The organism is Streptomyces sp. NPDC091279, assembly GCF_044757465.1.
In the GTDB taxonomy this organism is placed as follows: domain Bacteria; phylum Actinomycetota; class Actinomycetes; order Streptomycetales; family Streptomycetaceae; genus Streptomyces.
The window spans coordinates 155,808-181,704 of the sequence record NZ_JBIVVA010000007.1 but is presented as its reverse complement, the minus strand read 5'-3'; the positions used below and the strand labels follow the sequence as shown (position 1 = coordinate 181,704).

At 71.1% G+C, this 25,897-nt stretch carries 25 protein-coding genes; 11 read left to right on the top strand and 14 right to left on the bottom strand.

The window, feature by feature from the left end; genetic code table 11:
• The first annotated feature begins 5 nt into the window (after positions 1-5).
• A complete protein-coding gene (locus tag ACIQOU_RS19270; RefSeq protein ID WP_401537952.1) occupies positions 6-209 on the top strand; it encodes a DUF397 domain-containing protein in 204 nt (67 codons plus the stop codon).
• Between the two features lie 118 nt (positions 210-327).
• Positions 328-921 carry an XRE family transcriptional regulator gene (locus ACIQOU_RS19265; RefSeq protein ID WP_401537951.1) on the top strand — a complete coding sequence of 198 codons (594 nt, stop codon included), beginning with the start codon at positions 328-330 and terminating at the stop codon, positions 919-921.
• Positions 922-1,077: 156 nt separating this feature from the next.
• Here the strand turns inward: ACIQOU_RS19265 and ACIQOU_RS19260 are convergent, their stop codons facing one another.
• The 3 genes from ACIQOU_RS19260 to recO are packed head-to-tail and all read right to left on the bottom strand — an operon-like array spanning position 1,078 to position 4,089.
• Positions 1,078-2,445: a histidine-type phosphatase gene (locus ACIQOU_RS19260; protein ID WP_401537950.1), complete on the bottom strand. Its 1,368-nt coding sequence runs from the start codon at positions 2,443-2,445 to the stop codon at positions 1,078-1,080.
• A 40-nt stretch (positions 2,446-2,485) separates the two neighbouring features.
• Positions 2,486-3,322: an isoprenyl transferase gene (locus ACIQOU_RS19255; RefSeq protein ID WP_401537949.1), complete on the bottom strand. Its 837-nt coding sequence runs from the start codon at positions 3,320-3,322 to the stop codon at positions 2,486-2,488.
• A 20-nt stretch (positions 3,323-3,342) separates the two neighbouring features.
• Positions 3,343-4,089: a DNA repair protein RecO gene (gene recO / locus ACIQOU_RS19250; protein ID WP_401537948.1), complete on the bottom strand. Its 747-nt coding sequence runs from the start codon at positions 4,087-4,089 to the stop codon at positions 3,343-3,345.
• Between the two features lie 226 nt (positions 4,090-4,315).
• Here recO and bla point away from each other — a divergent pair, with 226 nt between their 5' ends.
• The 3 genes from bla (at position 4,316) to ACIQOU_RS19235 (ending at position 6,652) form a co-directional block, all read left to right on the top strand.
• Positions 4,316-5,176, top strand: coding sequence for a class A beta-lactamase (gene bla, locus ACIQOU_RS19245; RefSeq protein WP_401538214.1), 861 nt, complete (start codon positions 4,316-4,318; stop codon positions 5,174-5,176).
• Between the two features lie 4 nt (positions 5,177-5,180).
• A complete protein-coding gene (locus ACIQOU_RS19240) occupies positions 5,181-5,354 on the top strand; it encodes a hypothetical protein (protein ID WP_401538225.1) in 174 nt (57 codons plus the stop codon).
• A 371-nt stretch (positions 5,355-5,725) separates the two neighbouring features.
• Positions 5,726-6,652: a dihydrodipicolinate synthase family protein gene (locus ACIQOU_RS19235; protein WP_401537947.1), complete on the top strand. Its 927-nt coding sequence runs from the start codon at positions 5,726-5,728 to the stop codon at positions 6,650-6,652.
• A 361-nt stretch (positions 6,653-7,013) separates the two neighbouring features.
• On the opposite strand, the gene ACIQOU_RS19230 is transcribed toward ACIQOU_RS19235, so the two are convergent.
• From ACIQOU_RS19230 to leuA, 3 genes are all read right to left on the bottom strand, one after another.
• Positions 7,014-8,207, bottom strand: coding sequence for an exo-alpha-sialidase (locus ACIQOU_RS19230; RefSeq protein ID WP_401537946.1), 1,194 nt, complete (start codon positions 8,205-8,207; stop codon positions 7,014-7,016).
• Positions 8,208-8,343: 136 nt separating this feature from the next.
• Positions 8,344-9,042 (bottom strand): TerB family tellurite resistance protein, encoded by a 699-nt coding sequence (locus tag ACIQOU_RS19225; RefSeq protein WP_401537945.1) that lies wholly within the window; start codon positions 9,040-9,042, stop codon positions 8,344-8,346.
• A 186-nt stretch (positions 9,043-9,228) separates the two neighbouring features.
• Positions 9,229-10,950 carry a 2-isopropylmalate synthase gene (leuA, locus tag ACIQOU_RS19220; RefSeq protein WP_401537944.1) on the bottom strand — a complete coding sequence of 574 codons (1,722 nt, stop codon included), beginning with the start codon at positions 10,948-10,950 and terminating at the stop codon, positions 9,229-9,231.
• A 334-nt stretch (positions 10,951-11,284) separates the two neighbouring features.
• On the opposite strand from leuA, the gene ACIQOU_RS19215 reads away from it, so the two are divergent.
• The 3 genes from ACIQOU_RS19215 to ACIQOU_RS19205 all read left to right on the top strand — a co-directional run bounded on the left by ACIQOU_RS19215 (position 11,285) and on the right by ACIQOU_RS19205 (position 14,104).
• On the top strand, positions 11,285-12,355 hold the full coding sequence (locus tag ACIQOU_RS19215; RefSeq protein ID WP_401537943.1) for a M4 family metallopeptidase: 1,071 nt from the start codon (positions 11,285-11,287) through the stop codon (positions 12,353-12,355).
• Between the two features lie 20 nt (positions 12,356-12,375).
• Positions 12,376-12,642: a protealysin inhibitor emfourin gene (locus ACIQOU_RS19210; protein WP_401537942.1), complete on the top strand. Its 267-nt coding sequence runs from the start codon at positions 12,376-12,378 to the stop codon at positions 12,640-12,642.
• 133 nt (positions 12,643-12,775) lie between these two features.
• Positions 12,776-14,104, top strand: a complete 1,329-nt coding sequence (locus tag ACIQOU_RS19205; protein ID WP_401537941.1) for a GH1 family beta-glucosidase — start codon at positions 12,776-12,778, stop codon at positions 14,102-14,104.
• An 88-nt stretch (positions 14,105-14,192) separates the two neighbouring features.
• On the opposite strand, the gene era is transcribed toward ACIQOU_RS19205, so the two are convergent.
• Positions 14,193-15,146, bottom strand: a complete 954-nt coding sequence (era, locus tag ACIQOU_RS19200) for a GTPase Era (protein WP_401537940.1) — start codon at positions 15,144-15,146, stop codon at positions 14,193-14,195.
• Between the two features lie 173 nt (positions 15,147-15,319).
• On the opposite strand from era, the gene ACIQOU_RS19195 reads away from it, so the two are divergent.
• Together ACIQOU_RS19195 and ACIQOU_RS19190 are read left to right on the top strand one after the other, a co-directional pair.
• On the top strand, positions 15,320-16,630 hold the full coding sequence (locus ACIQOU_RS19195; protein ID WP_401537939.1) for an ammonium transporter: 1,311 nt from the start codon (positions 15,320-15,322) through the stop codon (positions 16,628-16,630).
• A complete protein-coding gene (locus ACIQOU_RS19190) occupies positions 16,627-16,965 on the top strand; it encodes a P-II family nitrogen regulator (RefSeq protein ID WP_401537938.1) in 339 nt (112 codons plus the stop codon). The genes ACIQOU_RS19195 and ACIQOU_RS19190 overlap by 4 nt, the downstream gene beginning before the upstream one ends.
• 106 nt (positions 16,966-17,071) lie before the next feature.
• Here ACIQOU_RS19190 and ACIQOU_RS19185 read toward each other — a convergent pair whose 3' ends face one another.
• From ACIQOU_RS19185 to ACIQOU_RS19165, 5 genes are read right to left on the bottom strand one after another with little or no spacing between them, the layout of a single operon-like run.
• On the bottom strand, positions 17,072-17,425 hold the full coding sequence (locus ACIQOU_RS19185; protein ID WP_401537937.1) for a cytidine deaminase: 354 nt from the start codon (positions 17,423-17,425) through the stop codon (positions 17,072-17,074).
• A 37-nt stretch (positions 17,426-17,462) separates the two neighbouring features.
• Positions 17,463-17,822, bottom strand: coding sequence for an MmcQ/YjbR family DNA-binding protein (locus ACIQOU_RS19180; RefSeq protein WP_401537936.1), 360 nt, complete (start codon positions 17,820-17,822; stop codon positions 17,463-17,465).
• Positions 17,819-19,126, bottom strand: coding sequence for a hemolysin family protein (locus tag ACIQOU_RS19175; protein WP_401537935.1), 1,308 nt, complete (start codon positions 19,124-19,126; stop codon positions 17,819-17,821). The genes ACIQOU_RS19180 and ACIQOU_RS19175 overlap by 4 nt, the downstream gene beginning before the upstream one ends.
• Positions 19,123-19,620, bottom strand: coding sequence for an rRNA maturation RNase YbeY (gene ybeY / locus ACIQOU_RS19170; protein ID WP_401537934.1), 498 nt, complete (start codon positions 19,618-19,620; stop codon positions 19,123-19,125). The genes ACIQOU_RS19175 and ybeY overlap by 4 nt, the downstream gene beginning before the upstream one ends.
• A gap of 14 nt (positions 19,621-19,634) precedes the next feature.
• On the bottom strand, positions 19,635-21,785 hold the full coding sequence (locus ACIQOU_RS19165; protein ID WP_401537933.1) for a PhoH family protein: 2,151 nt from the start codon (positions 21,783-21,785) through the stop codon (positions 19,635-19,637).
• 292 nt (positions 21,786-22,077) lie between these two features.
• Between ACIQOU_RS19165 and ACIQOU_RS19160 the strand changes: the two genes are divergently transcribed.
• A complete protein-coding gene (locus ACIQOU_RS19160) occupies positions 22,078-22,806 on the top strand; it encodes an FAD binding domain-containing protein (RefSeq protein ID WP_401538213.1) in 729 nt (242 codons plus the stop codon).
• A 337-nt stretch (positions 22,807-23,143) separates the two neighbouring features.
• On the opposite strand, the gene ACIQOU_RS19155 is transcribed toward ACIQOU_RS19160, so the two are convergent.
• Positions 23,144-24,313 (bottom strand): carbohydrate kinase family protein, encoded by a 1,170-nt coding sequence (locus ACIQOU_RS19155; protein ID WP_401537932.1) that lies wholly within the window; start codon positions 24,311-24,313, stop codon positions 23,144-23,146.
• A gap of 162 nt (positions 24,314-24,475) precedes the next feature.
• Entirely contained in the window at positions 24,476-25,855 is a 1,380-nt protein-coding gene (locus ACIQOU_RS19150) for an MFS transporter (protein ID WP_401537931.1), read from the bottom strand.
• Between the last annotated feature and the right edge of the window lie 42 nt (positions 25,856-25,897).

Here is a 25,897-nt window from a genome sequence, read left to right as displayed (position 1 = left end):
CGTTGATGGAATCCCCGAGTTGGTTCACGTCGTCCTACAGCGGAGGCGGCGGCGTTTGCGTCGAGGTCGCCTTCAACCTCGTTGCCCCGCAGGGCGTCGTGCCGGTACGGGACAGCAAGAACCCGGCCGGTCCGGTACTGGGCGTCCCCTCGACCGCGTTCGCGTCGTTCGTGACCGGCGTCAAGGGTGGGGCGTTCGGCGGGGTCTGAGCGCCGGAGTCAAGTCCGTTCGGGCAGGCGGTGGTTGTCCCCTTGGGGGCGGTCATCGCCTGCCGCGTTGTCCGGGGCCTGCACGGGTGCGGGGCCGTCGTTGGGAGTGGACGAGGAAATGATCTGGCCCCAGGTGGTGAAGGACCGCGTCAAGAGCGGTCACGACCGAGAACTGGTCCGCAGTTACCCGTACCGCTCCGCGTGCCCGTCGACGGTGTGGAGCGACCTGATCCAGGACTCCGGCAGGGATCTCTTCTTCGCCGGGTACACGAACTACTTCCTGTGGACGCAGGTGCCCGCCTTCCTGGAGACGGTGCGTCAGAAGACGGCGGCGGGGTGTCGCGTCCGGTTTCTGCTGGGCGACCCTGACGCCGAGGTGACGCGGCAGCGGGAGATCGTGGAGGACGTGGCGCTGACGGTGTCCACGCGCATCAGGATCACGTTGGAGCACCTTGACCGGCTGGGGCCGCTGGACGGCCTGGAGACTCGCTTCGGTGCGCCGGAGGACGCGGTCAACCACGTCAGCCTCTCCGTGTTCCGCTTCGATCAGGAGGCGCTTGTGACGCCCCACCTCGCCCGTCTCGTCGGGCATGACTCGCCCCTTCTGCATCTCCGCAGGCAGGGAGACGGCGGGATGTTCGATCGCTTCGCGGAACACAGCGAGGAGTTGTGGGCGCGGGCGAAGGTCCGCACCCCCGAAGCCCGTTCATGAACGGCGACGCCCGCACCCGGCGGTGCCTGGCACCGGGAGTTCCCGGGGGCACCGGTCGGGAGGGCGTGGATGAGCAGGCGTGACTACCAGGACGATCCGGCTGCCCCGGCGGCGAACAGCCTGGTGCCCGCCCCGCCCGCCCGGAACCCGCCGGCCCTACCCCCGCCCGAAGCACCGCTCCAGTTCGGTCGCGTCGTAGAACTTGCTGCCCTTGGCTATCGGGTGGCAGGTGGGCTTGAAGGAGGTTTCCTTCTCGTTGTAGAGCATGTGGACGAGGTAGCGGCCGTTCTTCTCGTAGACGTCCCACTGGATGTTGGCGCCCAGCGGGGACACCTCCGCGCCCCGCCAGGGGTTGGTGGCGTAGGTGTAGGGGTGGGTCCCGGTGGCCGGGGTGGTGCTGCCGGGCAGGCCCATGAGGGCGGCGAGGGGGATGATCTCCTCGGCGTGGGTGAAGCGGAGTTCGGCGCCGAGGGTGCTGGCGCCGTCGCGCTTGGCGTCGATCTGGTGGAAGAAGTCGGTGAGGAGGACGTTCGCCATCTTGTACGTGATGTCGCTGTCGGCGAAGCCCGGGCCCTTCTCGTAGAAGTCCTCGGTGTCGCTCAGGTACCCGAACCACGCCGCGTCGGCGGTCGAGAGGTACCGGTCGAGACCCCAGCCCTTGCCTCCCGGGCTCTCCTCGCTCATCGCGGGGGCGATGGCATACAGGTTGTATACAGCCTGCGCGGCGGCCACCCGGTCGGCGTCGGAGAGGCCGTTCACGAAGGCCGGCTCGAAGAGGCGGAGCAGGACGCTGCGGGCCGCCCGGTGCGTCTTCGGCTGGTCGGTGAGGGTCTTGAGCGTCGTCGCCAGGCGCTGGTCGTTCGCTATGTAGTCGCGGTACGCGGCGCCGCCGTCGGCCTTGTGGAAGTAGAGGAGGTCCTTGTCCGTGCGGGTCGCCCCGATCAACGGCTTGAGGGCCGGGTCGGACGCGGACAGCGCGGCGGCGTAGAGGTCGGCGCTGTCGACCGCGCGGCCCTGGCCCGAGCTGACGACGTCGATCTTCTCGCCCTTGCGGACGATCCCGGCGAACAGGGACGGCAGGCGCCTGGCCATGCGGGTGGCGGTGTCCTGGATCTCCTGCTTGCCCCGACCGCTGAGGTCGCCGTAGCCGACCTTCGCCATGGCCGCCTGGAGGGCCCGCACCTTGGGGCCGAACTCCGTTCCCTGGCGGGTGAGTTGACCGGCCGCCTCAGCCTTGGCCCACAGGGCGAGGACCAGGTCGCCGTCCTCGCCGTCGGTGGCCGCCCGGGAACCGTGCCGGGAGACGTTCTCGGTGAACACCGGCACGAACCCGGCCGGGGCCTTCTGGTACGTGCGGGCGTTCTGGCCCGGCGCGTACGGGGCCTTGGTGCCGTAGCTGTCGCGGTGCGCGGGCTGGTCGGCGGCCTGCGCGGGCAGGGCCGCCGCCAGCAGCGTGCACAGGGCGAGAACGGGCGGCAGGGCGGACGGCAGGACCGACGGCAGGGCGGAGGGAAAGCGCTTCATGTGCCGATGATGAGCGATCGCCGTGAACCGCCGGTAGACGTCAGGTGGCGGAGCGGCCCTCCAGCTCGGCCAGCACCTCGTTCGGGGTGGCGCCGCCGAAACGGCGGTCACGGGACGCGAACTCGACGCAGGCACGCCACAGGTCGCGGCGGTCGAAGTCGGGCCACAGGACGTCCTGGAAGACCATCTCGGCGTACGCGCTCTGCCACAACAGGTAGTTGGACGTGCGCAGTTCACCGCTCGGCCGCAGGAACAGGTCCACCTCCGGCATGTCCGGGTAGTACAGGTACTTCGCGAACGTCTTCTCGTCGACCTTCGACGGGTCCAGGCGCCCCGCCTTCACGTCCTCGGCGAGCGCCTTGGCGGCGTCGGCGATCTCCGCGCGTCCGCCGTAGTTCATGCAGAAGTACAGGGTCAGGGCGTCGTTGTCCTTGGTCTGCTCCTGGGCGATCTGGAGTTCCTTGGCGACCGACTTCCACAGCTTGGGCATCCGGCCCACCCACCGCACCCGCACGCCGAGTCCGTCGAGCTGGTCGCGGGTCTTGCGGATGAAGTCCCGGTTGAAGTTCATCAGGAAGCGGACCTCGTCAGGGGAACGCTTCCAGTTCTCCGTGGAGAACGCGTACAGCGAGATGCTGCCCACGCCCATCTCGATGCCACCCTGGAGGACGTCGAGAACCCGCTCGGCGCCGACCTTGTGGCCCTCGGTGCGCGGCAGCCCGCGGTCCTTCGCCCAGCGGCCGTTGCCGTCCATGATGATCGCCACGTGCTTGGGGACCAGCTCGCTCGGGAGCTTCGGGGCGTGGGCACCGGACGGGTGCGGCTCCGGCGCCCGGTACTCGCGGCGCCGCCGTCCCAGAATCCCGCTTACAGCCATGCTTCTCGTCTCCTCTTGGCTTACTTCTCTACGTAACGCAACGAGCGCAGCCCGCGCTCCATGTGCCAGTGCAGATAGGCGGACACCAGCCCGCTGCCCTCCCGCACGTGCCGCGGCTCACAGGCGTCCGCGGTCCCCCAGTCTCCCGTGAGGAGCGCCGCCAGCAGTGCCAGGGTCTGCGGCGAGGGAACGACGCTGCCGGGCACCCGGCAGTCGACGCAGACCGAGCCGCCGGACGCCACCGAGAAGAACCGGTTCGGCCCCGGCAACCCGCACTTCGCGCAGTCCCCGAAGCTGGGCGCGTACCCGTTCACGGCGAGGGAACGCAGCAGAAAGGCGTCCAGGACCAGGTTCGGGGCGTGCTCCCCGCGGGCCAGCGTGCGCAGGGCGCCCACCAGCAGCAGATACTGCTGAACGGCCGGCTCGCCCTCATGGTCGGCGAACCGTTCCGCCGTCTCCAGCATCGCCGTACCGGCGGTGTAGCGGGCGTAGTCGGTGACGATCCCGGCGCCGTACGGCGCGATCGTCTCGCTCTGCGTGCACAACGGCAGCCCACGCCCGATCAGCTCACTCCCCCGCGCGAAGAACTGCACGTCGACATGGGAGAACGGCTCCAGGCGCGCCCCGAACTTCGACTTCGTCCGGCGCACCCCCCGGGCCACGGCGCGTACCCGCCCGTGACCGCGCGTGAGCAGCGTGATGATCCGGTCCGCCTCACCCAGCTTCTGGGTGCGCAGCACGACGCCGTCATCACGGAACAGACTCATGCGCCCCATTCTCACCTACCCGGACCGACCCCGGGCGCCCCCTGCCGGACCGGCACCGCGTGCCCCGCCGAGGCAACCGACGTCTCACGTAAAACGTCGGTCAAGGCAGAGACCGATCCGCCGAGTGAAGGAGCACGTCATCTCAGCCTCGCCGCACACCCCCGACGCCCCTCGGCCCCGTCCTGCCCGTCCTGCCCGTCCTGCCCGTCCTGCCCGCCGTACCGTCATCGCCGCCGGTGCCGCCGGTGCCGCCTCTGCCGCCGTCCTGCTCACCGGCGCCTCGGCGGGGGCGGCCGGGCGGCAACCCGCCGACCGGCTGCGGGAGTTGGAGGCACGGTACGGCGCCCGGCTCGGTGTGTTCGCGCACAACGTCCGCACCGGGAGGACGGTCGCCCACCGGGCCGACGAACGGTTCCCGATGTGCTCGGTGTTCAAGACCGTGGCCGTGAGCGCCGTTCTGCGTGACCTGGACCGGGACGGCGAGGTGCTCGGCCGGCGCGTCCACTACACGGAGGCCGATCTCGTCGAGGGTTCGGACCACACCCGGGAGCACCTGGCCGAGGGCATGACCGTCTCCGAACTGGCCGACGTCGCCATCCGCTACAGCGACAACGCCGCCGCCAACCTGCTCCTGCGTGAGCTGGGCGGGCCGACCGCCGTGACCCGGTTCGCGCGGTCGATCGGCGACCCGGTGACCCGTCTCGACCGCTGGGAGACGGAGCTGAACTCCGGGGAGCCGGACCGCGTCACCGACACCACGAGCCCGGCGGCGATCGGCCGCTCCTACGCCCGCCTGGTCCTGGGCGACGCCCTGAACGACAAGGACCGCGCCCGGCTCACCCACTGGCTCCTCACCAACACCACCAGCGGCACCCGGTTGCGGGCCGGGGTGCCGAAGAACTGGACCGTCGCCGACAAGACCGGCACCGGCGGCTACGGCACCAACAACAACGTCGGCATCGCCTGGACCCCCGACGGCACCCCCGTCGTCCTGGCCCTCCTGTCGTCCATGCCGGCCAAGGACTCCGTCCGCGACGACGCCCTCATCGCGCAGGCGGCAGCCCTACTGGCCGAGACGCTCGGCTAGGCCGTTGCGGCTGCGGCTGCGCGCGGAACTCGGCTGCGCGCTGATCCTCGTCTCGCACGACCTGGCGCTGATCGCCGACGTCACCGACCGGGTGGTGGTGATGTACGGCGGGCGGATCGTGGAGACGGGCGTGACCGCCGACGTCGTCGAGGCGCCCGCGAGCGAGGCCGTACGGTGAGTGAACTGGCCCGTTCCTTTCGACCGCCCTGAACCGCAGGCTGCCCGTACGGCACATCCTGCGTGACCCGCTGGACGTCCACCGACGCGGCACCCGCGCCCAACGGGACGAACGGGTAGGGGAGTTGACGGGCCTGGTCGGACTGGACCGGTCGACCCGATCCCGCTCACCGGGCCCGTGCCGTCGGCGACCCGGCCGCCCGGCGGCTGCCCGTTCCGCACCCGCTGCTGGAGGGCGGACGATGTGTGCGCCCGGCTGCTGCCGGAGTTCACGGCCGCGTCGCGGCCCGCGCACCGCTACCGCTGCCACCATCCTGTGAACGACGAACAACCCGCACCGCCCGCCCACGGCCGCGCACCCCAGGAGCCCACATGACCTTCCCCACCCCGCTGACCGGTGTCGTCCCGCCCCTGTGCACACCCCTGACACCGGAACGCGAGGTGGACGTCCGCTCGCTGCTGCGGCTCGTCGACCGGCTGGTCGGCGCCGGAGTCTCCGGCCTCTTCGTCCTCGGCTCCACCTCCGAGGCCGCCTTCCTCACCGACCGTCAGCGCCGCCAGGTCGTGGAGGCCGTCGTCGCCCACGTCGGCGGTCAACTCCCCGTGCTGGCCGGGGTGATCGACATGACGACGCCCCGGGTCCTGGACCACGTCGAGTCCGTGACGTCGGCCGGTGCGGACGCGGTCGTCGCCACGGCGCCGTTCTACACACGCACCCATGCCGCCGAAATCGCCCGGCATTTCCGGCTGTTGGCGTCCGCCAGTCCCGTGCCTGTCGTCGCCTATGACATTCCGTCGGCCGTGCACACCAAGCTCGACGCCGGTCTGGTACTGGAGTTGGCGGCGGAGGGGGTGTTGGCCGGGCTCAAGGACTCCAGCGGGGACCTGGCCGGGTTCCGGGCGGTGGTCGCCGGGGCGCGGGCGTATCCCGGGTTCGCCGTGCTGACGGGGTCCGAGCTGTTCGTCGACAGTGCGTTGGCGTTGGGCGGGGGTGGGGCGGTGCCCGGCCTTGCCAACGTCGATCCCGACGGGTACGTCCGGCTCGACCGGCTGTGCCGGGGTGGGGAGTGGGACGCCGCTCGGGCCGAACAGGAGCGGTTGTGTGGGCTGTTCGGGCTGGTCGGGGTCGGGGACCCGGTCCGGATGGGGGGTGGGTCGTCTGCGATCGGGGCGTTCAAGGCCGCGCTGCGGCTGAGGGGGGTCATCGAGTGTGCGGCTACTGCGGAGCCGCAGGTTCCGTTGGCTCCGGAGGAGGTGGAACGGGTCGCCGGGTTCCTCGCGGCGGCGGGGTTGCTTTAGCGGCGCGGCGCGTTGGTCATTCCGGGTCAGGTTGTCGGTTGACTGCGGCGCCGTCGTGGCTGGTCGCGCAGTTCCCCGCGCCCCTATCGGGGCGCTGCCGGACCGTCGATGACATTGCTCGGCCCGCCTGTCGCGCCCGCGCGGCGGAGCCGCATATCGATACGGCCCCGCGCCCCTTAACGGCGCTGCCCGGCCGTCAGTGAGAATGCTCGGCCCCGCCTGTCGCGTCCACGCGGCAGAGCCGCACATCGATACGGCCCCGCGCCCCTATCGGGGCGCTGCCGGACCGTCGATGACATTGCTCGGCCCCGCCTGTCGCGCCCACGAGGCGGAACCGCACATCGATACAGCCCCGCGCCCCTCACTCGCCCAGCTGCTCCCTCGTCAAACGGCTGAACTCAATGGTCTCGTAGGGGTTCTTGGTGCCTGTTTCGTAGAGGAGGGCTGCTGAGGCGTGGGGGAGTTGGACAAGGTCTGAGTAGGCGGCTGGGTGGGGGGACAGGGTGAGGGTCTTGGTGAAGGTGGTGCCCTTGTCTGTGCTGCGCCAGATGGCCATCGCGCGGCGGGCCGTGGGGACCGAGGGGGCCGAGAACAGCAAGGGGGCTGATGGGGAACGGAGTTGGAGGACGCTGGCCGCTACCGCAGGGGCCTCGTCCAGGGTGTGCTGGGCGGTGTAGGGGCGGTCCAGGGTCGTGCCGCCGTCGCTTGAGTAGCTGTCGAGGCGGTTGCCTCCGGTGCTGCCGCCCTGGTCGCGGGCGCTGAAGTAGAGCCTGCCGTCGGGGAGTTGGGCGGCGCTGGTCTCGTTGGCGTTGGCCGTGCCGTCGTAGGAGTCGTCGACGAAGCCGAGGTGCCAGCGGTGGCCGCCGTCGTCGCTGTAGAGGGCGTGGCCGCCGTAGTACCTGCCCTCCTGGCCGGTGTCGGGGGAACCGGCGGGCGGCGCCGAGGAGTGGTCGGCCGGGACCACCAGGCGCCCGGCGTGCGGGCCACGGGTGAGGGCGACGGCGTGTCCGGGGCCGGTGGCGTACCAGCGCCAGCCGGGGCGTCTCACCTCGCCGGTGATCTCGTGGGGCGCGCTGAACCGGCGTCCGTCGTCCCGGCCGCGCTGCACGAAGACGCGGCGGCCCTGCTCGGGCGTGACCTCGCCCCGCATGATCTGCGCCTCGGTCACCTGGCCGCTGTTGTACGAGGTCACCAGGACGATGTCGCCGGTGTGCGGGTCGATGACGGGGGCCGGGTTGCCCCGGGTGTCGCCGTTCCCGGCCGTGACGACCTGGAGGGGGCCCCAGGTGCAGCCGTCGTCGGTGGAGCGGCGCAGGACGACGTCGATGGCGCCGGAGTCGCCGGCGCCGTTGTGGCGGCCCTCGGCGAAGGCGAGGAGGGTGCCCCGGCGGGTGGTGAGCGCGGCCGGGATGCGGTAGGTGTCGTAGCCGCCCTCGCCCGAGACGTAGGGGACGGAGGAGGTGCAGGGGGCGGTTGCCGAGGCGGTGGGGGTGGCGAGGGTGAGCGGGGCCAGGAGGACGGCGGCGGCCAGCAGCGTGCGGCTCGGGAAGGTCACCCCTTGAGGGTTCCCGGGGTGACCGTCGTTGACGCGATGGGTGGAGGTGGCCGGGGGGACCAAGTGCCGTTCAGACCAAGGGGGTTGGGGCTTCGGGGGGCGGGGCGGTGTCATCCGTTCGGGGGACGGGGTGTGGTCAGGACGGGGTACGGGCGGCTGCCGCGAGGAGGCGGGTGACGTCGTCGGCGCAGAGGGTGAGGGCGGCGCCGACGGTGGCCAGGACATCGCGTTCGGCGGGGGTGTAGGGGCCGTCGGCGAGGGCGATGCGGGCACCCTGGAGGAGGATCGACTCGCGGCCCACGCCGGCGAGGTGCGGGGCGAGCGGGTCGAGGGCCTCGTGCAGCTCTATGGCGAGTCCCGCGCCGCACGGGCGGCTGTGGGCGCGGCCGGTGTCGTCGGCCAACGCCTCGACGAGGGCGGCCAGTTGGTCCGTCGTGCAGTCGTCGAAACCGGCGGCGCGGACGGCGCAGGCGGCCGACTCCAGGGCGGCGCGGGTGCAGCCGTCGCCGGTGGCCAGCACCGCGAGGGCGACGGTGTGCACGGCGTCCCTGAGCATCGCGGAGAAGCGGGTGGTGGTGGGGTGGTCGAGGGCGTCGGTGCCGAAGTGGCGGCGGCAGGAGGCGCATTCGACGACCGGGCCGGTCTCGCTGCCGGGCCGCACCGGCAGGCCGAGCAGGGTGAACCGGCGGCGTCCGGTGAGCCGTTGGTAGTTGCGGTCGCCTCCGCAGCCGGGGCAGAAGAACTCGCCGTCCCCGACCGGCGTCCATACGGTGCGGGCGCCCAGTAAGCGGGCAGGCCTGCCGGCACGGCCGTCTCGTCCCCGTCCTGGCAGCACGTCGCACCTCCGTAACGCCACGGCAACATCGCCGCGCTTTGCGTGATGTTAGCCACATCTTGGAGGTGGAGTCAGTACCCCGTCAGGTACCTCCCCTCGACCCGCACACCCCGTTGGCCGAGAAACGACGGGGCCCTGATCGCCGTATACGACGATCAGGGCCCCTAAACAGCCGGTCAGGGTGGGTCAGCGGGTCGCGCGGTTGACGGCGGAGCCGACCGCCTTCAGCGACGCACGCGTCGTGTTCGCGTCGATGCCGATCCCCCACAGGACTTTGCCGTCGATCGCGCATTCGATGTACGAGGCGGCCAGCGCGGAGGCGCCCTCGCTCATCGTGTGCTCCTGGTAGTCCAGCAGGCGCACATCGATGCCGATGGCGTGCAGGGCGTCGAAGAAGGCCGAGATGGGACCGTTGCCCGAGCCGGTCAGGACGGTGTCCTCGCCGTCGACGGTGGCCTCGACGGTGAGACTGTCGACGCCGTCGGTGTCGGTCGTCGACTGGCCGTGCCGTACCTGGACGCGGCCCCACGGGTTGTCGGGGTTGGGCAGGTACTCGTCCTGGAAGACGGACCAGATGTCGGAGCCGGTGATCTCGCCGCCCTCGGCGTCCGTCTTGGCCTGGATGATCTTCGAGAACTCGATCTGCATCCGGCGGGGCAGGTCCAGCTTGTGGTCGTTCTTCAGGACGTAGGCGATACCGCCCTTGCCGGACTGGGAGTTGACGCGGATGACGGCCTCGTAGGAGCGGCCGACGTCCTTCGGGTCGATCGGCAGGTACGGGACGGCCCACTCGATGTCGTCGACGGTGACGCCCTTGGCGGCGGCGTCGGCCTCCATGGCGTCGAAGCCCTTCTTGATGGCGTCCTGGTGGGAGCCGGAGAAAGACGTGTAGACCAGGTCGCCCACGTACGGGTGGCGCGGGTGGACCTCCATCTGGTTGCAGTACTCCCAGACGCGGCGGATCTCGTCGATGTCGGAGAAGTCGATCTGCGGGTCGACGCCCTGCGAGAACAGGTTCATGCCCAGGGTGACGAGGTCGACGTTGCCGGTGCGCTCGCCCTGTCCGAACAGGCAGCCCTCGACGCGGTCGGCGCCGGCCATCAGCGCCAGTTCGGCCGCCGCCACCGCCGTTCCGCGGTCGTTGTGCGGGTGGACGGAGATGCAGACGTGCTCGCGGCGGGAGAGGTTGCGGTGCATCCACTCGAAGCGGTCCGCGTGCGTCGACGGGGTCGAACGCTCCACCGTGGCAGGCAGGTTGAGGATGATCTCGCGGCCCGGCGCGGGCTGCCAGACGTCCATGACCGCCTCGCACACCTCCAGCGCGAAGTCCAGCTCGGTGTCCGTGAAGATCTCCGGGCTGTACTGGTAGCCGAACTCGGTCTCGGGGCCCAGCAGTTTCTCCGCGTACTCGACGACCAGCCGGGTGCCGTCCACGGCGATCTGCTTGATGTCGTCCCTGGAGCCGCGGAAGACGACCCGGCGGAAGACCGGCGCGGTCGCGTTGTAGAGGTGGACGGTGGCCCGGCGGGCGCCCTTCAGGGACTCCACGGTCCGCTCGATCAGGTCCTCACGGGCCTGCGTCAGCACGGAGATCGTGACGTCGTCCGGGATCGCGCCCTCTTCCTCGATGATCGAGCGCACGAAGTCGAAGTCGGTCTGGCCGGAGGCGGGGAAGCCGACCTCGATCTCCTTGTAGCCCATCTTGACCAGCTGGTCGAACATCCGGCGCTTGCGCTCGGGCGACATCGGGTCGATCAGGGACTGGTTGCCGTCCCGCAGGTCGGTGGAGAGCCAGCGGGGAGCCGCGGTGATCCGCTGCTCGGGCCAGGTGCGGTCGGGCAGCTCGACCCGCTCGTAACGGCCGTACTTGTGGATCGGCATGGTGCTGGGCTGCTGGCGGTTCGCCATGTTCGCGAGGCTCCTCATGGGGTGTCCTGAAGGACGGCCGACGACGCAACGCCAAGCTCCGCGGGGAGGGAGTCGACCTGGACTACAGGCCCTCGCCGCGGCAGCTAAGGAGAAGGAGCGCGAAACGCATGATGCGGAGCATGCTAGTCCAGACGCTCCGGGCCGGGGTCGTCGTATCAGTATGCGGAATCAGTATGCGGGGGAACCGGGGCGAACGGGATAAAAAGTGCGCCATACCACTACGGCCGGGGCAGACGCAGACAATGTCACGCTTTTTCACCAATCATGGTCGCTGGTAGTGACAGTTGAGTGACTCAGTGCGATGGTGCGAGACATGACGACCAACGGGGGCCACGAGCCCGTCTTCTGCACTGTCGTACCACCGCACGTCCTCGACCGGATCGCCCAGAACCAGGACCCGGCGCTCTCCTCGGCCGCGCGCCGCACCCTGGAGCGCGACGCCTGGGAGCGCACCCACCGCCGGATGACCACCGTCGTCGGCGCCACCGCCGTCGCCGCGCCCCCGGGCGCCGCCTCCGACCAGCCGCAGCGCACCATCTACGACGCCAAGCACGGCACCACCCTGCCCGGCACCAAGGTGCGCGCCGAGGGCTCCGAGCCCGGCCAGGACGCCACCGTCAACCGCGCCTACGCCGGTCTCGGCGCCACCTTCGAGCTGTATCTCAAGGCGTACGGGCGGCACTCCATCGACGGCGAGGGCCTGCCGCTCGACGCGAGCGTGCACTACAGCAAGGACTACAACAACGCCTTCTGGAACGGCGAGCAGATGGTGTTCGGCGACGGCGACGGCGAGATCTTCCTCGACTTCACCCTCCCCATCGACGTCATCGGGCACGAACTGACCCACGGCGTCACGCAGTACACCGCGAACCTCACCTACTTCGGCCAGTCCGGCGCGCTCAACGAATCGGTCTCCGACGTCTTCGGCTCCCTCATCAAGCAGTACACGCTCGGCCAGAGCGCCACCGAGGCCGACTGGCTGATCGGCGCGGGCCTGCTCGCCCCGCGCGTCACCGGCACCGCCCTGCGCTCCATGAAGGCCCCGGGCACCGCCTACGACGACGACGTCCTCGGCAAGGACCCGCAGCCCGCGACCATGGCCGACTATGTCCGCACCGGCCGCGACAACGGCGGCGTGCACATCAACTCCGGCATCCCCAACCACGCGTTCTACCTGGTCGCCACCGCCCTCGGCGGCAACGCCTGGGAGCGCGCCGGGCAGATCTGGTACGACGTGCTGACCGGCGGGGACCTCGACAACGACGTGGACTTCGCCGGGTTCGCGAAGGCGACGGCCGCCGCCGCCAAGGCGCGGTACCAGCAGGGGGCGGAGCTGCAAGCCGTGACGAAGGCATGGGAGACGGTCGGGGTGCGGACCGCGTAGTTCCGTACTAGACACGTCCCATGCGTATTCGAGTGAGGCGTACGGGCGGGTTCGCGGGCATCGAGCGCAGTGCCGAGGTGGACACCTCGGCACTGCCCGACGCCCAGGAGTGGCGGTCCCTGGCCGAACGGGCCCTGTCCGCGGGGCGGGAGGCGTCCTCCACCGGAGTGCCGGACGGCTTCAGCTACGAGATCACCGTCGACGGCCGCACCGTCCACGCCGCCGACCCCCGACTGACCGACGACCAACGGGAGTTGATCTCCCGAGTCCTGAAGGAGGGCGCCTGAAGGGGACGGTGAGGTGAGGCGCGGGGGCGGCGCGGGGGCGGCGCTGGACGCCTGAGCGAACGGGCCTGGCGGGCAACGGCGTTCCCCCGCCGCCCTGTTGACTTCCTTACCGATGGGTACGGATGATCCGCCGATGGCGAAGAACCCGGTACCGCACCAGACCGCGCACCCGATATCCCAGTTCCCGGCCGACTTCCTGTGGGGGGTGTCGACGTCGGCCCACCAGATCGAGGGCGCGGCGGACACCCGCGAGGCGTCCGTGTGGGACACCTTCACGGCCGTCGCGGGACAGGTGAAGGACGGCTCGACGGCGGCGGTGGCCTGCGACCACTACCACCGCTACCGCGAGGACGTGGCCCTCCTCGCCGGCCTCGGCGTGGACGCCTACCGCTTCTCGATCTCCTGGCCCCGGGTCAACTCCCCCGGCGGGCTCGACTTCTACGACCGTCTCGTCGACGAACTGTGCGCCGCGGGCATCCGCCCGGTCCCGACCCTCTTCCACTGGGATCTCCCGGTCTCCGAGGACTGGCTCACCCGGGACACGGCATCGCGTTTCGCTCAGTACGTGTCGGTGGTCGCGGCCCGCCTCGGCGACCGCGTCCCGAAGTGGATCACCCTCAACGAACCGGCCGAACACACCTTGCTGGGCCACGCGTTGGGCGCCCACGCCCCCGGCGGGAAGCTCCTGTTCGACGCCCTCCCCGCCGCCCACCACCAACTCCTCGGCCACGGCCTGGCCGTCCAGGCCCTGCGCGCGTCCGGCGCCCGTGACATCGGCGTCGCCAACTCCCACGGCCCGACCTGGCCGGCCTCCCAGGACCCGGCGGACATCGAGGCGGCGGACTTCTACGACCTCCTCCTCAACCGCCTCTTCGCCGACCCGCTGCTCCTGGGTGAATACCCCTCGGGCCTGGGCGAGTTGATGCCGGGAGACGTGGCCGCCGACCTGAAGGTGATCTCCGAACCCCTCGACTGGTACGGCATCAACTACTACGCGCCGACCCGGGTGGGCGCACCGCAGGGCGACGAGATCGAGTTCGGCGGCCTCACACTCCCGGCCGAACTGCCCTTCTCCGTCCGGGAGATCGAGGGCCACCCGGTGACGGACTTCGGCTGGCCGGTGGTCCCGGCGGGCCTCACCGAACTCCTCACGGCCTTCGCATCCCGCTACGCCGACCGCCTCCCGCCGATCATCATCACCGAGAACGGCTGCTCCTACCCCGGCATCGAGGACCAGGCCCGCATCACCTACCTCGACACCCACCTCCGCGCCCTCCACGACGCGATGCGGGCCGGCGTCGACGTCCGCGGCTACTTCGTCTGGTCCCTCCTCGACAACTTCGAGTGGGCCGAGGGCTACACCCGCCGCTTCGGCCTGATCCACGTCGACTTCGACACCCAGACACGGACCCCGAAGGCGTCGTACGCGTGGCTGCGGGAGGGGTTGCGGGGGCGGGGGTGAGGGCGCCCGCCGGAGGGCATCGCCGGGCCACCGACCGGCGCCGAGCCGGGGCCGGCGGATGGGGAGTGCCGCCTCCCGCAGGGGCGGCTCAGAAGCCCAGGCGGCGGAGTTGCTTCGGGTCCCGCTGCCAGTCCTTGGCGATCTTCACGTGGAGGTCGAGGAAGACCGGGGTGCCGAGGAGGGCCTCGATCTGCTTGCGGCTCTTGATGCCGACCTCCTTGAGGCGCTTGCCCTGGGGGCCGATGATGATGCCCTTCTGGCTGGAGCGCTCGATGTAGAGGTTGGCGTGGATGTCGAGGAGGGGCTTGTCGGCGGGGCGGTCCTCGCGCGGGAGCATCTCCTCGACGACGACGGCGATGGAGTGCGGCAGTTCGTCCCGCACGCCTTCGAGCGCCGCCTCGCGGATCAGCTCGGCGACCATGACCTGCTCGGGCTCGTCGGTGAGGTCGCCCTCGGGGTAGAGCGCCGGGCCCTCGGGCATGAGCGGCACCAGGAGGTCGGCGAGGAGACCGACCTGCTTGTCGCCGACGGCCGACACCGGGACGATCTCGGCCCACTCGATGCCGAGTTCCTTGCCGAGCTGGTCGATGGCGATGAGCTGCTCGGCGAGCACCTTGGGGTCGACCAGGTCGGTCTTGGTGATGATGGCGACCTTCGGGGTCTTGCGGATGCCGGCCAGTTCCTTGGCGATGAACCGGTCACCGGGGCCGAGCTTCTGGTCGGCCGGCACGCAGAAACCGATCACGTCGACCTCCGCCCAGGTCGTGCGGACCACGTCGTTCAGCCGCTCCCCCAGCAGCGTGCGCGGCTTGTGCAGCCCCGGGGTGTCGACCAGGATCAGCTGCGCGTTCTCCCGGTGCACGATGCCCCGGACGGTGTGGCGCGTGGTCTGCGGCCGGTTGGACGTGATCGCCACCTTCTGCCCGACCAGAGCGTTCGTAAGGGTGGACTTGCCCGCGTTCGGGCGGCCCACGAAGCAGGCGAAGCCGGCACGGTGGACGGCCTCGGCCGGCTGCTCTGATGACTGGGTACGCACGCTCATGGCCCCCATTCTCCCTGATCGCCAAGGCACCGCCGCACAGCGCCCGGGCACAGCACCCGCCGGTGAGCTTCCGGAAACCCCCACGCAATGAAACGTCACGGAAATACACCCGTACGCGACCGGAAACGCATGCCGGTGACCCTCTGACGAGCCCCCACAGCGTTGGAGACCCCGTGACCCTCGCCGCAGCGCACGCCGACACCGGTGACACCGCCTGGCTGCTCGCCGCCACCGCCCTGGTCCTGCTGATGACCCCGGGCCTGGCGCTCTTCTACGGCGGCATGGTCCGCACCAAGAGCGTCCTGAACATGCTCATGATGAGCTTCGTGTCGATCGCCCTGGTCACCGTGGTGTGGCTGGCCGCCGGCTACTCCCTGACCTTCGGCGACGACATCGGCGGCGGCCTCATCGGCGGCCTGGAACACGCCGGGATGCGGGGCCTCGGCCCGGACAGCCTGCACGGCACGGTGCCGACGCTGCTGTTCGCGACGTTCCAGCTGACGTTCGCGATCATCACGGCGGCTCTGGTCAGCGGCGCGGTCGCGGACCGGGCGAAGTTCGGGGCGTGGCTGGTCTTCGTGCCGGTGTGGGCGCTGCTGGTATACGTTCCGGTCGCGCACTGGGTGTGGGGTCCGGGCGGCTGGATTCTCGACGGGCTCGGCGCCCTCGACTTCGCGGGCGGGCTCCCCGTCGAGATCACCTCCGGCGCCTCGGGGCTGGCCCTGTGCCTGGTGCTGGGCCCGCGGCTCGGCTTCAAGAAGGACGCGATGCGCCCGCACAACCTTCCCATGGTCGTGATGGGCGCCGGGCTCCTCTGGTTCGGCTGGTTCGGTTTCAACGCCGGTTCCGCGCTCGGCGCCAACGGCCTCGCGGCCGCCGCGTTCCTCAACACCCTCGCCGCCGGCTGCACCGGCCTCCTCGGCTGGCTCTTCGTCGAGCAGAAGCGCGACGGCCACCCCACCACCCTGGGCGCGGCCTCCGGCGCCGTCGCCGGACTCGTCGCCATCACCCCGTCCTGCGGCACCGTCTCCCTGCTCGGCGCCCTGGTCATCGGCCTCGCCGCCGGCGTCGTCTGCTCCTACGCCGTGGGCTGGAAGTTCCGCTGGAACTACGACGACTCCCTCGACGTCGTCGGCGTCCACCTGGTCGGCGGGGTCATCGGCACCCTGCTGATCGGCGTCTTCGCCGTCGAGTCGATGAGCGGCGGGGCGGACGGCCTGCTGTACGGGGGCGGGCTCGCACAGCTCGGCAAGCAGCTGGTGGCCGTCGTCGTGGTCGCCGGGTACGCCTTCGCGGTGACGTACGCGATCGGCAAGGTGATCGACAGGGCGATGGGCTTCCGGGCGAGCGAGGAGCACGAGCACACCGGCCTCGACCTTACGGTGCACGCCGAGAGCGCTTACGATCACGGGGTCCTGGGCCATGGCGCCCCGGTCTCCGCCTCCGTCGTCCCCTCCGCGCAGAAGGTCAAGAGCCAGGCATGAAGCTCATCACCGCGATCGTCAAGCCCCACCGCCTCGACGAGGTGAAGACCGCCCTCCAGGAACTCGGCGTGCACGGTCTCACCGTGACCGAGGCCAGCGGCTACGGCCGCCAGCGCGGCCACACCGAGGTGTACCGGGGCGCCGAGTACCAGGTCGACCTGGTCCCCAAGGTCCGCATCGAGGTCGTCGTCGAGGACGCCGACGCGGACCCGGTGATCGACGCGATCGTCAAGGCCGCGCAGACCGGGAAGATCGGCGACGGCAAGGTCTGGTCACTGCCCGTGGAGACGGTCGTACGGGTCAGGACCGGCGAACGCGGCCCCGACGCCCTCTGACCCACACCGCCCAGCCCCAGCAGCACAACGACGGCCGCCGCCGCCCACGGCACGACCGGGAACGACGCCCCCGGCGCCGCACCCGACACGCCACCCCGCCGGAGGCTCAGCCCGCGGCGGCCGTCGACCGCACGACACCGTCAACGCCCGCCACCAGCACCGGAGTTCCCGCGCCTCCCAGGTCCCGCACGGCGGCGAGGTCCGCGCCGGGCACCTCGTCCGCCTCGGTCACCACCGCCGCCGCCTCCAACGACGTCGCCCCCGAAGCCACCGCCATCGCCACCGCCGTCTGCAACGCGGACAACTTCAGCGAGGCCAACTCCACCGTCCCCGCGACATACGTACGCCCCGTCTCATCCCGCACAGCCGCCCCCTCGGGCACCCCGTTACGCGCCCGCGCCGAACGCGCCAACGTGACGATCTTGCGGTCTTCAGGATCAAGCTCGTTGCTCTCGCTCATGCCCCGAGCATACGAAGCGCCACCCACCGCACCCCGCTCAGGGCCGGTCGAGCCGCAACCGCTGCGCCCGCGGCAACCCCGCCACGACCGCGTCGTAGGAGTCCTCGACCAACTCCCGCACCAGCCGCCCCGGAAGGGCCCCGTCCACCGTCACGGTGTTCCAGTGCCGTTTGTTCATGTGCCACCCCGGCACGACCAGCCCCGCGTGCTCCACGCGCAGCCGCACCGCGTCCTCCGGGTCGCACTTGAGATTGACGGTCAGCGGACGCCCGTCCAGCGCCGAGAGCGCGAACATCTTCCCGCCGACCTTGAAGACGGACGTCTCCGGCCCGAACGGGAACTCCTCGACCGCCGCGCCGAACGACAGACACAGCGCCCGCAGCTCCCCCGGACTCACTCCGCCGACCCCTCCCCCGCCGTCGCCCCGGCCGCCACCACCGGCTCCACCAGCACCGTCACGATCTTGTTTCGCCGCCCGGCCGCCGCCTCCGCCGTCAGCCGCAGCTCCCGCCCGTCCGGCAGCCCGACCACGCTGGACGCGGCCGCGATCGGCACCCGGCCCAACGCCTTCGCGAGCAGCCCGCCGACGGTCTCCACGTCCTCGTCGTCGTACTCCTCCAGGCCGTACAGCTCACCCAGGTCGGTGATGTCGAGGCGGGCGGTGACCCGGTAACGGTCGTCGCCCAGCTTCTCCACCGGCGGCAGCTCCCGGTCGTACTCGTCGGTGATCTCACCGACGATCTCCTCAAGGATGTCCTCGATGGTGACGATGCCGGCCGTGCCGCCGTACTCGTCGATGACGACCGCCACGTGATTGCGGTCCTGCTGCATCTCGCGCAGCAGATCACCGGCGTTCTTCGTGTCCGGAACGAACGCCGCCGGACGCATCGCCGTCGCCACGAGGTCGCTCTCCGCGTCCCGGCTGATGTGCGTCTTGCGCGCGAGGTCCTTCAGATAGACGATCCCGACGACATCGTCCTCGCTCTCGCCCGTCACCGGGATGCGCGAGAACCCGGAACGCAGGGCGAGGGTGAGGCCCTGCCGGATCGTCTTGTACCGCTCGATGACGACGAGGTCGGTACGCGGCACCATCACCTCACGCACCAGGGTGTCGCCCAGCTCGAAGACCGAGTGCACCATCCGGCGCTCCTCGTCCTCGATCAACGACTCCTGCTCCGCCAGGTCCACCATCGCCCGCAACTCCGCCTCGGACGCGAACGGACCACGCCGGAACCCCTTGCCCGGGGTGAGGGCGTTGCCGATGAGGATCAGCAGATTCGGGATCGGCCCCATGATCCGGGCCAGCGGCAGCAGCACATACGCCGCGACCGTCGCCGTGTTCAGGGGATGCTGACGCCCGATGGTGCGCGGGGAGACCCCGACCGCCACGTACGACACCAGCACCATGACGCCGATGGCGACGAGCAGCGCCTCGGTCGTGCCGGAGAACGCCTGGAGACACGCGTACGTCACCAGCGCCGCCGCCGCCATCTCGCAGGCGACGCGGACCAGCAGCGCGACGTTCAGATAGCGCGTCGGATCGGCCGCGATCCGGGCCAGCTTGGCGCCGCCCCGACGGCCCGACTTGACGGCCTCCTCGGCCCGGAAACTGGACACCCGGGCGAGACCGGCCTCCGCGCAGGCCGCCAGCCACGCCACCACGACCAGGGCGATCGCGCCCGCGACGATCTGCGGGCTCATGAGACGGTCGGAGCCGGCGACGGACCCTCCAGGCCCTTCTCCGCACGCCAGCCGTCCACGATCGCCGCCTGGAGCCCGAACATCTCGGCCTTCTCGTCGGGCTCCTCGTGGTCGTAGCCGAGCAGGTGCAGCACCCCGTGGACGGTGAGCAGGTGCAGCTCCTCGTCCATGGAGTGCTCGGTGGCCGCCTCCTTGCCCTGCTTCTCGGCGACCTCCGGGCACAGCACGATGTCACCGAGCAGCCCCTGCGGCGGCTCGTCGTCGTCCTTGCTCGGCGGACGCAGCTCGTCCATCGGGAAGGACATGACATCGGTCGGCCCGGGCAGGTCCATCCACTGGATGTGGAGCTGCTCCATGGCGTCGGCGTCCACGACGATCACCGACAGCTCGGAGAGGGGGTGGATGCGCATCCGCGCCAGGGCGTAGCGGGCGATGTCGAGGATCGCCTGCTCGTCGACCTCGGTTCCGGACTCGTTGTTGACGTCGATCGACATGACGCGGTGCTTGTCTACTTCCCCTTGGGCCCGGACGTGCCCCGGCCGCCCTTGTGGCCGCCGTTCTCCGTACCGTGCGTGCTGTCGTACTTCTCGTACGCGTCGACGATACGGCCGACCAGCTTGTGCCGGACGACATCCTGCGACGACAGCCGCGAGAAGTGCACGTCGTCGACGCCTTCCAGGATGTCCTGCACCTGCCGCAGCCCCGACTTGGTCCCACTGGGCAGGTCGACCTGCGTGACATCCCCGGTGATCACGATCTTCGACTCGAACCCGAGCCGCGTGAGAAACATCTTCATCTGCTCAGGACTCGTGTTCTGAGCCTCATCAAGAATGATGAAGGCGTCGTTGAGGGTGTTGTGGGTCAGCAGGTAGTCCGTGGTGACGTAGAGGGAGTCCTCGGCGGCCACCTGGATGCAGACGGTCTCCTCACGCCCAGCGGGCTCGATGCTGTCGATGAACCGCATCGGGCGCCCACCGCCTCCGGCCGCGTGGTACGTGTCGCGCTTGCGGGCCAGACGGAAGGGCTCGATGCCTTCGGGAAGGCGGATGTCGACGATGTGGGCGTCGTGCCGGTAGCCGACCTCTCGCCCGTCCGCGAAGCCGGGCTTGCGGCCCTCGGCCGCCCTGCGCCGGGTGTACGCGACCCCGCCCAGCGACTGCACCAGCGCGATCACGTCGTCGCGGAGCATGATCGACGTCGTCGCGTACTGGATGCGGCAGGTCCGGTCCTGCTGCGTGACCGGGCCGCCGTCGGAGTCCAACAGGCCCTGGAGGACGGCCAGTCGGACCTCGGCGGAGTTCTGGAGGTAGTCGTCCGGGACGAACTTGCTGTTCGACCTGGAACCGATCAGGTCCAGCGCGCGCAGGGCGCCGGTGACCGGGTTCTCCAGGGTCACCACGTCGCCGGGCGACTTGACGCGGTTCAGGACGTAGTCGGGCCCGCCGCGGTGGCGGACCGTGACGCCCGGCAGCGCGCTCTCCAGCGCCACGGCCAGCTCCGGGTCATCGGTGGCGAAGGACGGCGTGGTGGAGCCCGTCAGGCAGCCGTCGCCCAGCAGCAGGCCGAGGGCGTACGGGTCCATCGGCACGGCGCGCTCCGGCAACCGGACCGGCTCGGTGAGCAGCGGCAGCTCATAGCGGCGGGCGTGTGCCGCGCGCAGATTGCCGATCATCTCCTGGGTCTCCAGGACCCGCCACGGCTTGTCCCGGCGCTTGTCCGAGGCCGTGCGGACCGTCCAGAGGTGCTCTCCGCAGCACAGGGTCCAGGAGCCGTCCTGGGCGGTGACCCGGTAGATGTCCCGCTCGCCCTGCGGGTAGACGCCGAGCACCGGGGTCGGCTCGCCGTTCGAACCGATGACCAGGTCACCGACCTGGAGGTCACCGATGGGACGCCAGCCGTCCGGTGTCAGGACGTTGGTGAACGTCGGTTGCGAGCGGCCACGCATATATGCGAGCGGGGCCACCTCGATCGTGCCCGCTGCCATCAGCTTGGGGATCGAGTCCGGGTCGAGCATGTCGTGGAGGGCGTCGTAGAGGGGGCGGAGGTAGGGGTCGATCTTTTCGTAGAGGGTGCCGGGGAGGAAGCCGAGGCGCTCGCCGGCCTCGACCGCGGGGCGGGTCAGGATGATGCGGGTGACCTGCTTGGACTGGAGGGCCTGGACGGCCTTGGCCATGGCCAGGTAGGTCTTGCCGGTACCGGCGGGGCCGATGCCGAAGACGATCGTGTGCTTGTCGATCGCGTCGACGTACCGCTTCTGGTTGAGCGTCTTGGGGCGGATGGTGCGCCCGCGCGAGGACAGGATGTTCTGCGTCAGCACCTCGGCCGGGGTCTCCGGGCCGTCGCCCTCTCCGTTCCCGCTCGCCCTGAGCATGGCGATCGAGCGTTCCACAGCGTCCTCCGTCATCGGCTGCCCCGTGCGGAGCACCAGCATCATTTCGTCGAACAGGCGCTGGATGAGGGCGACTTCACCGGCGTCGCCGACCGCGCTGATCTCGTTGCCCCGGACGTGGATGTCGGCCGCCGGGAAGGCCTTCTCGATCACGCGCAGGAGCGAGTCTCCGGACCCCAGCACGGCCACCATGGGGTGCTGGGCGGGAACGGTGAACCGTGCGCGTGCCGGTTCCCGCGCGGGGGTGTCAGCTGTGGGTGTCTGCGTCATGGGCCGGCTCGTAGGCCTTGCTCGTCCTCCTCGATGCGGCACGCTCGCCACAGGGGCGGCCTGGTGATCCCAGGGTACGCCGGGCCACTGACATCCCCGTAGGCCTTTTCGGCCGCCGCCGCCCGGGGCGGACAGGGGGTTTACGGGAGGCGGCCCGCAGGTAAAGGCGCCCTGATTGCCCCCGTGAGCCCTGCATGCATCCCCGGGCCGCATGGGCAGAATCCGGCCAGCGTCGCGCGGGTGTCCACTCGCGCCGTTGTTCGACGTCCCTCCGGAAGAAAGCTGGTGGACCGTGCTGCTGCGGCTGCCCACGTCCCTGCCCGAGGCCCGCGCGTGCCTGACCGAGGGGGCGATACCCGTCGGTGGTGCCACGCTGGTGTGGGCCACCTGGCAACGCGACGGCTTCCCGGAGCAGGCGATGTCCCTGCGCGAGGTACCGGAGGCGAACGTCCTGGGCGCCGAGGAGTTGGGCGCGGCCGTCCTGCTGCACCGGGTGGACGACCGGGTGCCGGAGGTGCTGCGCGCGGCGGCGGCCGGCATCGGCACGGGTGCCGTGCGGCGGACGGCGACGGTCGGCGGCAACCTCGTCGGCAGCACCCTGCGCTGTCTGCTGCCCGCCGCGACCGTGCTGGGCGCCCGTGCGCTCGTCCTGGGCGTCGACGGACCCTATGAGACCGAGCTGCCCGAACTCCTCGCCAAGCAGCCGCTGTTGATCGGCCTGCGCTGGCGCACCCCGGTGGCGAGCGGCTACCGCAAGCTCGCGGAGGTGCCGGGCGGCCCGCCGCCGTTCGTGATCGCCACGGCGGTGTACGACACCCTGGCCGCCGGACCCGAACTGCGCCTCGCCGTGCGGGACGGCTACGAGTTCCTGAGCGAGCGAGTGCCGTGCGAAGGGCTCGGGGCGACGGACGTCATGTCCGCCCTGGCCGACACGGCGATCGGGGCCCTGTCGGACGAACTGCGGGAGGCCGTGCGGGAGCAGATCGCGACCGTACTGGAGCGAGCCACCGGGAGCCGGTGAGGAGAGGGCGGGGCCGGCGGGGAGGCCGGGGCCTGCGGGCGACGGGCGGGGCCGGCGGGCGGGCCGGGCCTGCGGGCAACGGGCGGGGCCATGAGGCGGGCGCGGCCCTCACCGCCGTTCGCCCCGCTGCACGCGAGGCCCTCACCGTCGTGCGCCCCGCCCGCCGCGTGGCACGGCCGGTCGCTCACGCCGGGCGGCCGAGGGGCGGGGCCCTCGGTGTCGTTCGGCTCGCTCCTCGGGTGGCGCGAGCGGCTGCTCACGCCGGGCGGCCGAGGGGCGGGGCGTCCGGGCGGGCGTGGCCCTCACCGTCGTTCGGCTTGCCCCTTCTGGTGTGTGGTCAGGCTGAGCGGCCGAAGCCGATGGTGGGGACCGCTCTGCGCAGGGGCCAGGGGCGGGAGGGGTCGTGCGGGAGGAGCGATTCCAGGAAGGCGTAGCGGCGCAACGGCGTCGGGGCCTGGGATTCGAGGGACTGGACCCGGCGCCACCAGGCCGTGATCTCGGACCAGCCCGGTGCCGAGAGGGAGCCGCCGAACTCCTGGACGGAGAGGGCGGCGGTGAGGCCGGCGAAGGCGAGGCGGTCGGCGAGCGGCCAGTCGGCGAGGGTGCCGGTGACGAAGCCGGCCACGAAGACGTCTCCGGCGCCGGTCGGGTCGAGGGCCTCGACGGCGATGGCGGGGACCTCGGCGCTCTCGCCGGTGCGCCGGTCGACGGCGTAGGCGCCCTCGGCGCCGAGGGTGACGACGGCGAGCGGGACGTGGGCGGTGAGGGCGTGGGCGGCGGCGCGCGGGCAGCTGGCGCCGGTGTAGCGCATGGCCTCTTCGGCGTTGGGGAGGAAGGCCTCGCAGTGGGCGAGGTCGGTGAGGCCCGCGAGATCCCAGGCGCCGGTGTCGTCCCAGCCGACGTCGGCGAAGACGCGGGTGCCGCGCCCGGCGGCCTCGGCGATCCAGGGGGCGCTGCGGCCGGGGGTGAGGGAGGCGACGGCGGCGCGGGCGTGCGGGGCGTGGTCGGGGATGCCAAAGGGTTCGTCGTCGGGGACGGTGCCGGGGGCGGGGTGGGGGTCGTGGCCGTGGGAGACCATGGTCCGTTCGCCCTCGTAGGCCATGGAGACGGTGACCGGGGAGTGCCAGCCGGGGATGGTGCGGGAGGTGGAGAGGTCGATGTGTTCGCCGGTCTCCAGGGCGTCCCAGCAGTACTCGCCGTAGTGGTCGTCGCCGAACGCGGCGGCCAGCGAGGTGCGCAGGCCGAGGCGGGCCAGGGCGGTGGCCATGTTGGCGACGCCGCCGGGGCTGGACCCCATGCCGCGTGCCCAGGACTCGGTGCCGCGTACCGGGGCGGTGTCGAGCCCGGTGAAGATGATGTCGAGGAAGACGGTGCCGGTGAGGTAGACGTCCCAGGGTGGGTCGGTGGGTGTGCGCAGCGCGGCGAGCGGGTCGACCTGGGTCCGGTCGGCCGTCGCGGCGTCGGCGGTCGACGGTCCCTTTCCGGTGGGCGCGTGGGACGCGATCACGGTGCACTCCCTGGGCGTGGTGCGGATCAGGCCAGTGTGCACCACGTCACTGACAACGGCGGTCAGGTTCCTGTGGATAGGGGTGGATAGGGCCCGAGTTAGGGGCGGGGGTGGGTGCCGGGCCGTTGGCGTCACCGTTGGCGCCGTTGGCGGTCCGGGGCGTCAGGCGGGCGTGGGTCCGGGGTCGTGGGGTGTGCGGGCCGCGCCGGGGGTGGGGGCGCGGCGGGTGCGGGGGTGGTCGTTGCGGCCGCCGCCGTGGAGGAACAGGACGCTGAGGGCGGCGAGGAAGCCGACGACGGTGAGGCCGACGAGGCCTGCCTTCGTGGAGCCGGTGGTGTCCTCGATGATGCCGAACGCGGTCGGGGCGACGAATCCGCCGAGGTTGCCGAGGGAGTTGACGAGGGCGATGCCGGGGGCGGCGGCGCGGGCGTCGAGGTAGCTCTGCGGGATGGTCCAGAAGATCGGCGAGGCCGGTTTGAAGCCCATGGCGGCCAGGCAGAGGGCGCCGAGCCCGGCCCACGGGGAGACGAACACGGCGAGCAGGGTGCCGGTGCCGCCGAGGAGCAGGAGGGCGATCAGGAGGGGTCGGCGGCGGCCGACGCGGTCGGAGACCCGGCCGCTGACGTAGACGGCGACGAGGGCGCACAGCCAGGGCACGGAGCTGACCAGGCCGACCTGGATGTCGTTGAGGCCGCCGATGTCGTCGACGAGGGACGGCAGCCAGAACGTGACCGCGTACAGGGCGACGTTGATGGCGAAGTAGATCCAGAGGAACAGCAGCATCTGGGGGTCGGCGAGGAGTCTCCAGCGGGAGGCGGGGGCGGCGGTGCCGCGTCGGGCGTCGCGGGCGTCCTGTTCGGCGTCGATGACGGCGACGAGTTCGCGTTTCTCGTCGGCGGTGAGCCAACTGGCGCTCTCGATACGGGAGTCGAGGAAGCGGTGGACGACGAACCCGAGGACGACGGAGAAGACGCCCTCGACGAAGAACATCCACTGCCAGCCGGAGTGGCCTCCGATGCCGTGCAGGTCGAGGAGGGCGCCGGAGATCGGGCCGACGATGACGGTGGCGGTGCCGGAGCCCATCAGGAAGAGGGAGGTGGCCCGGCCCCGGTGGGAGTCGGGCAGCCAGCGGCTGAAGTAGTAGATGACGGCGGGGAAGAAGCCGGCTTCGGCGGCGCCGAGCAGGAAGCGCAGGGTGTAGAACATGGCCGGGCTGTCGACGAAGGCCATCGCGGTGGCGACGACGCCCCAGCTGATCATGATGCGGGTGAGCCAGATCTTGGGCCCGAAGCGCTCCATGAGGATGTTGGAGGGGACTTCGAAGAGGGCGTAGGCGACGAAGAAGATGCCGGCGCCGAGTCCGAAGGCGGCGGCCGACAGGCCGATGTCGGCGCGGAGTTGGTCCTGGGCGAAGCCGAGGTTGACGCGGTCCACATAGTTCGCGACGAACATGACGAAGAAGAGCGGGACCACGCGGCGGAAGATCTTGCGGATGGCGGTCCGGGCGGCGGGCGGGTGCTCCGGGGGGACTGCTGCTGACACGAGCGGCTCCGGTCGTGGGCAGGAACGAGCAGGCGGGGAGGG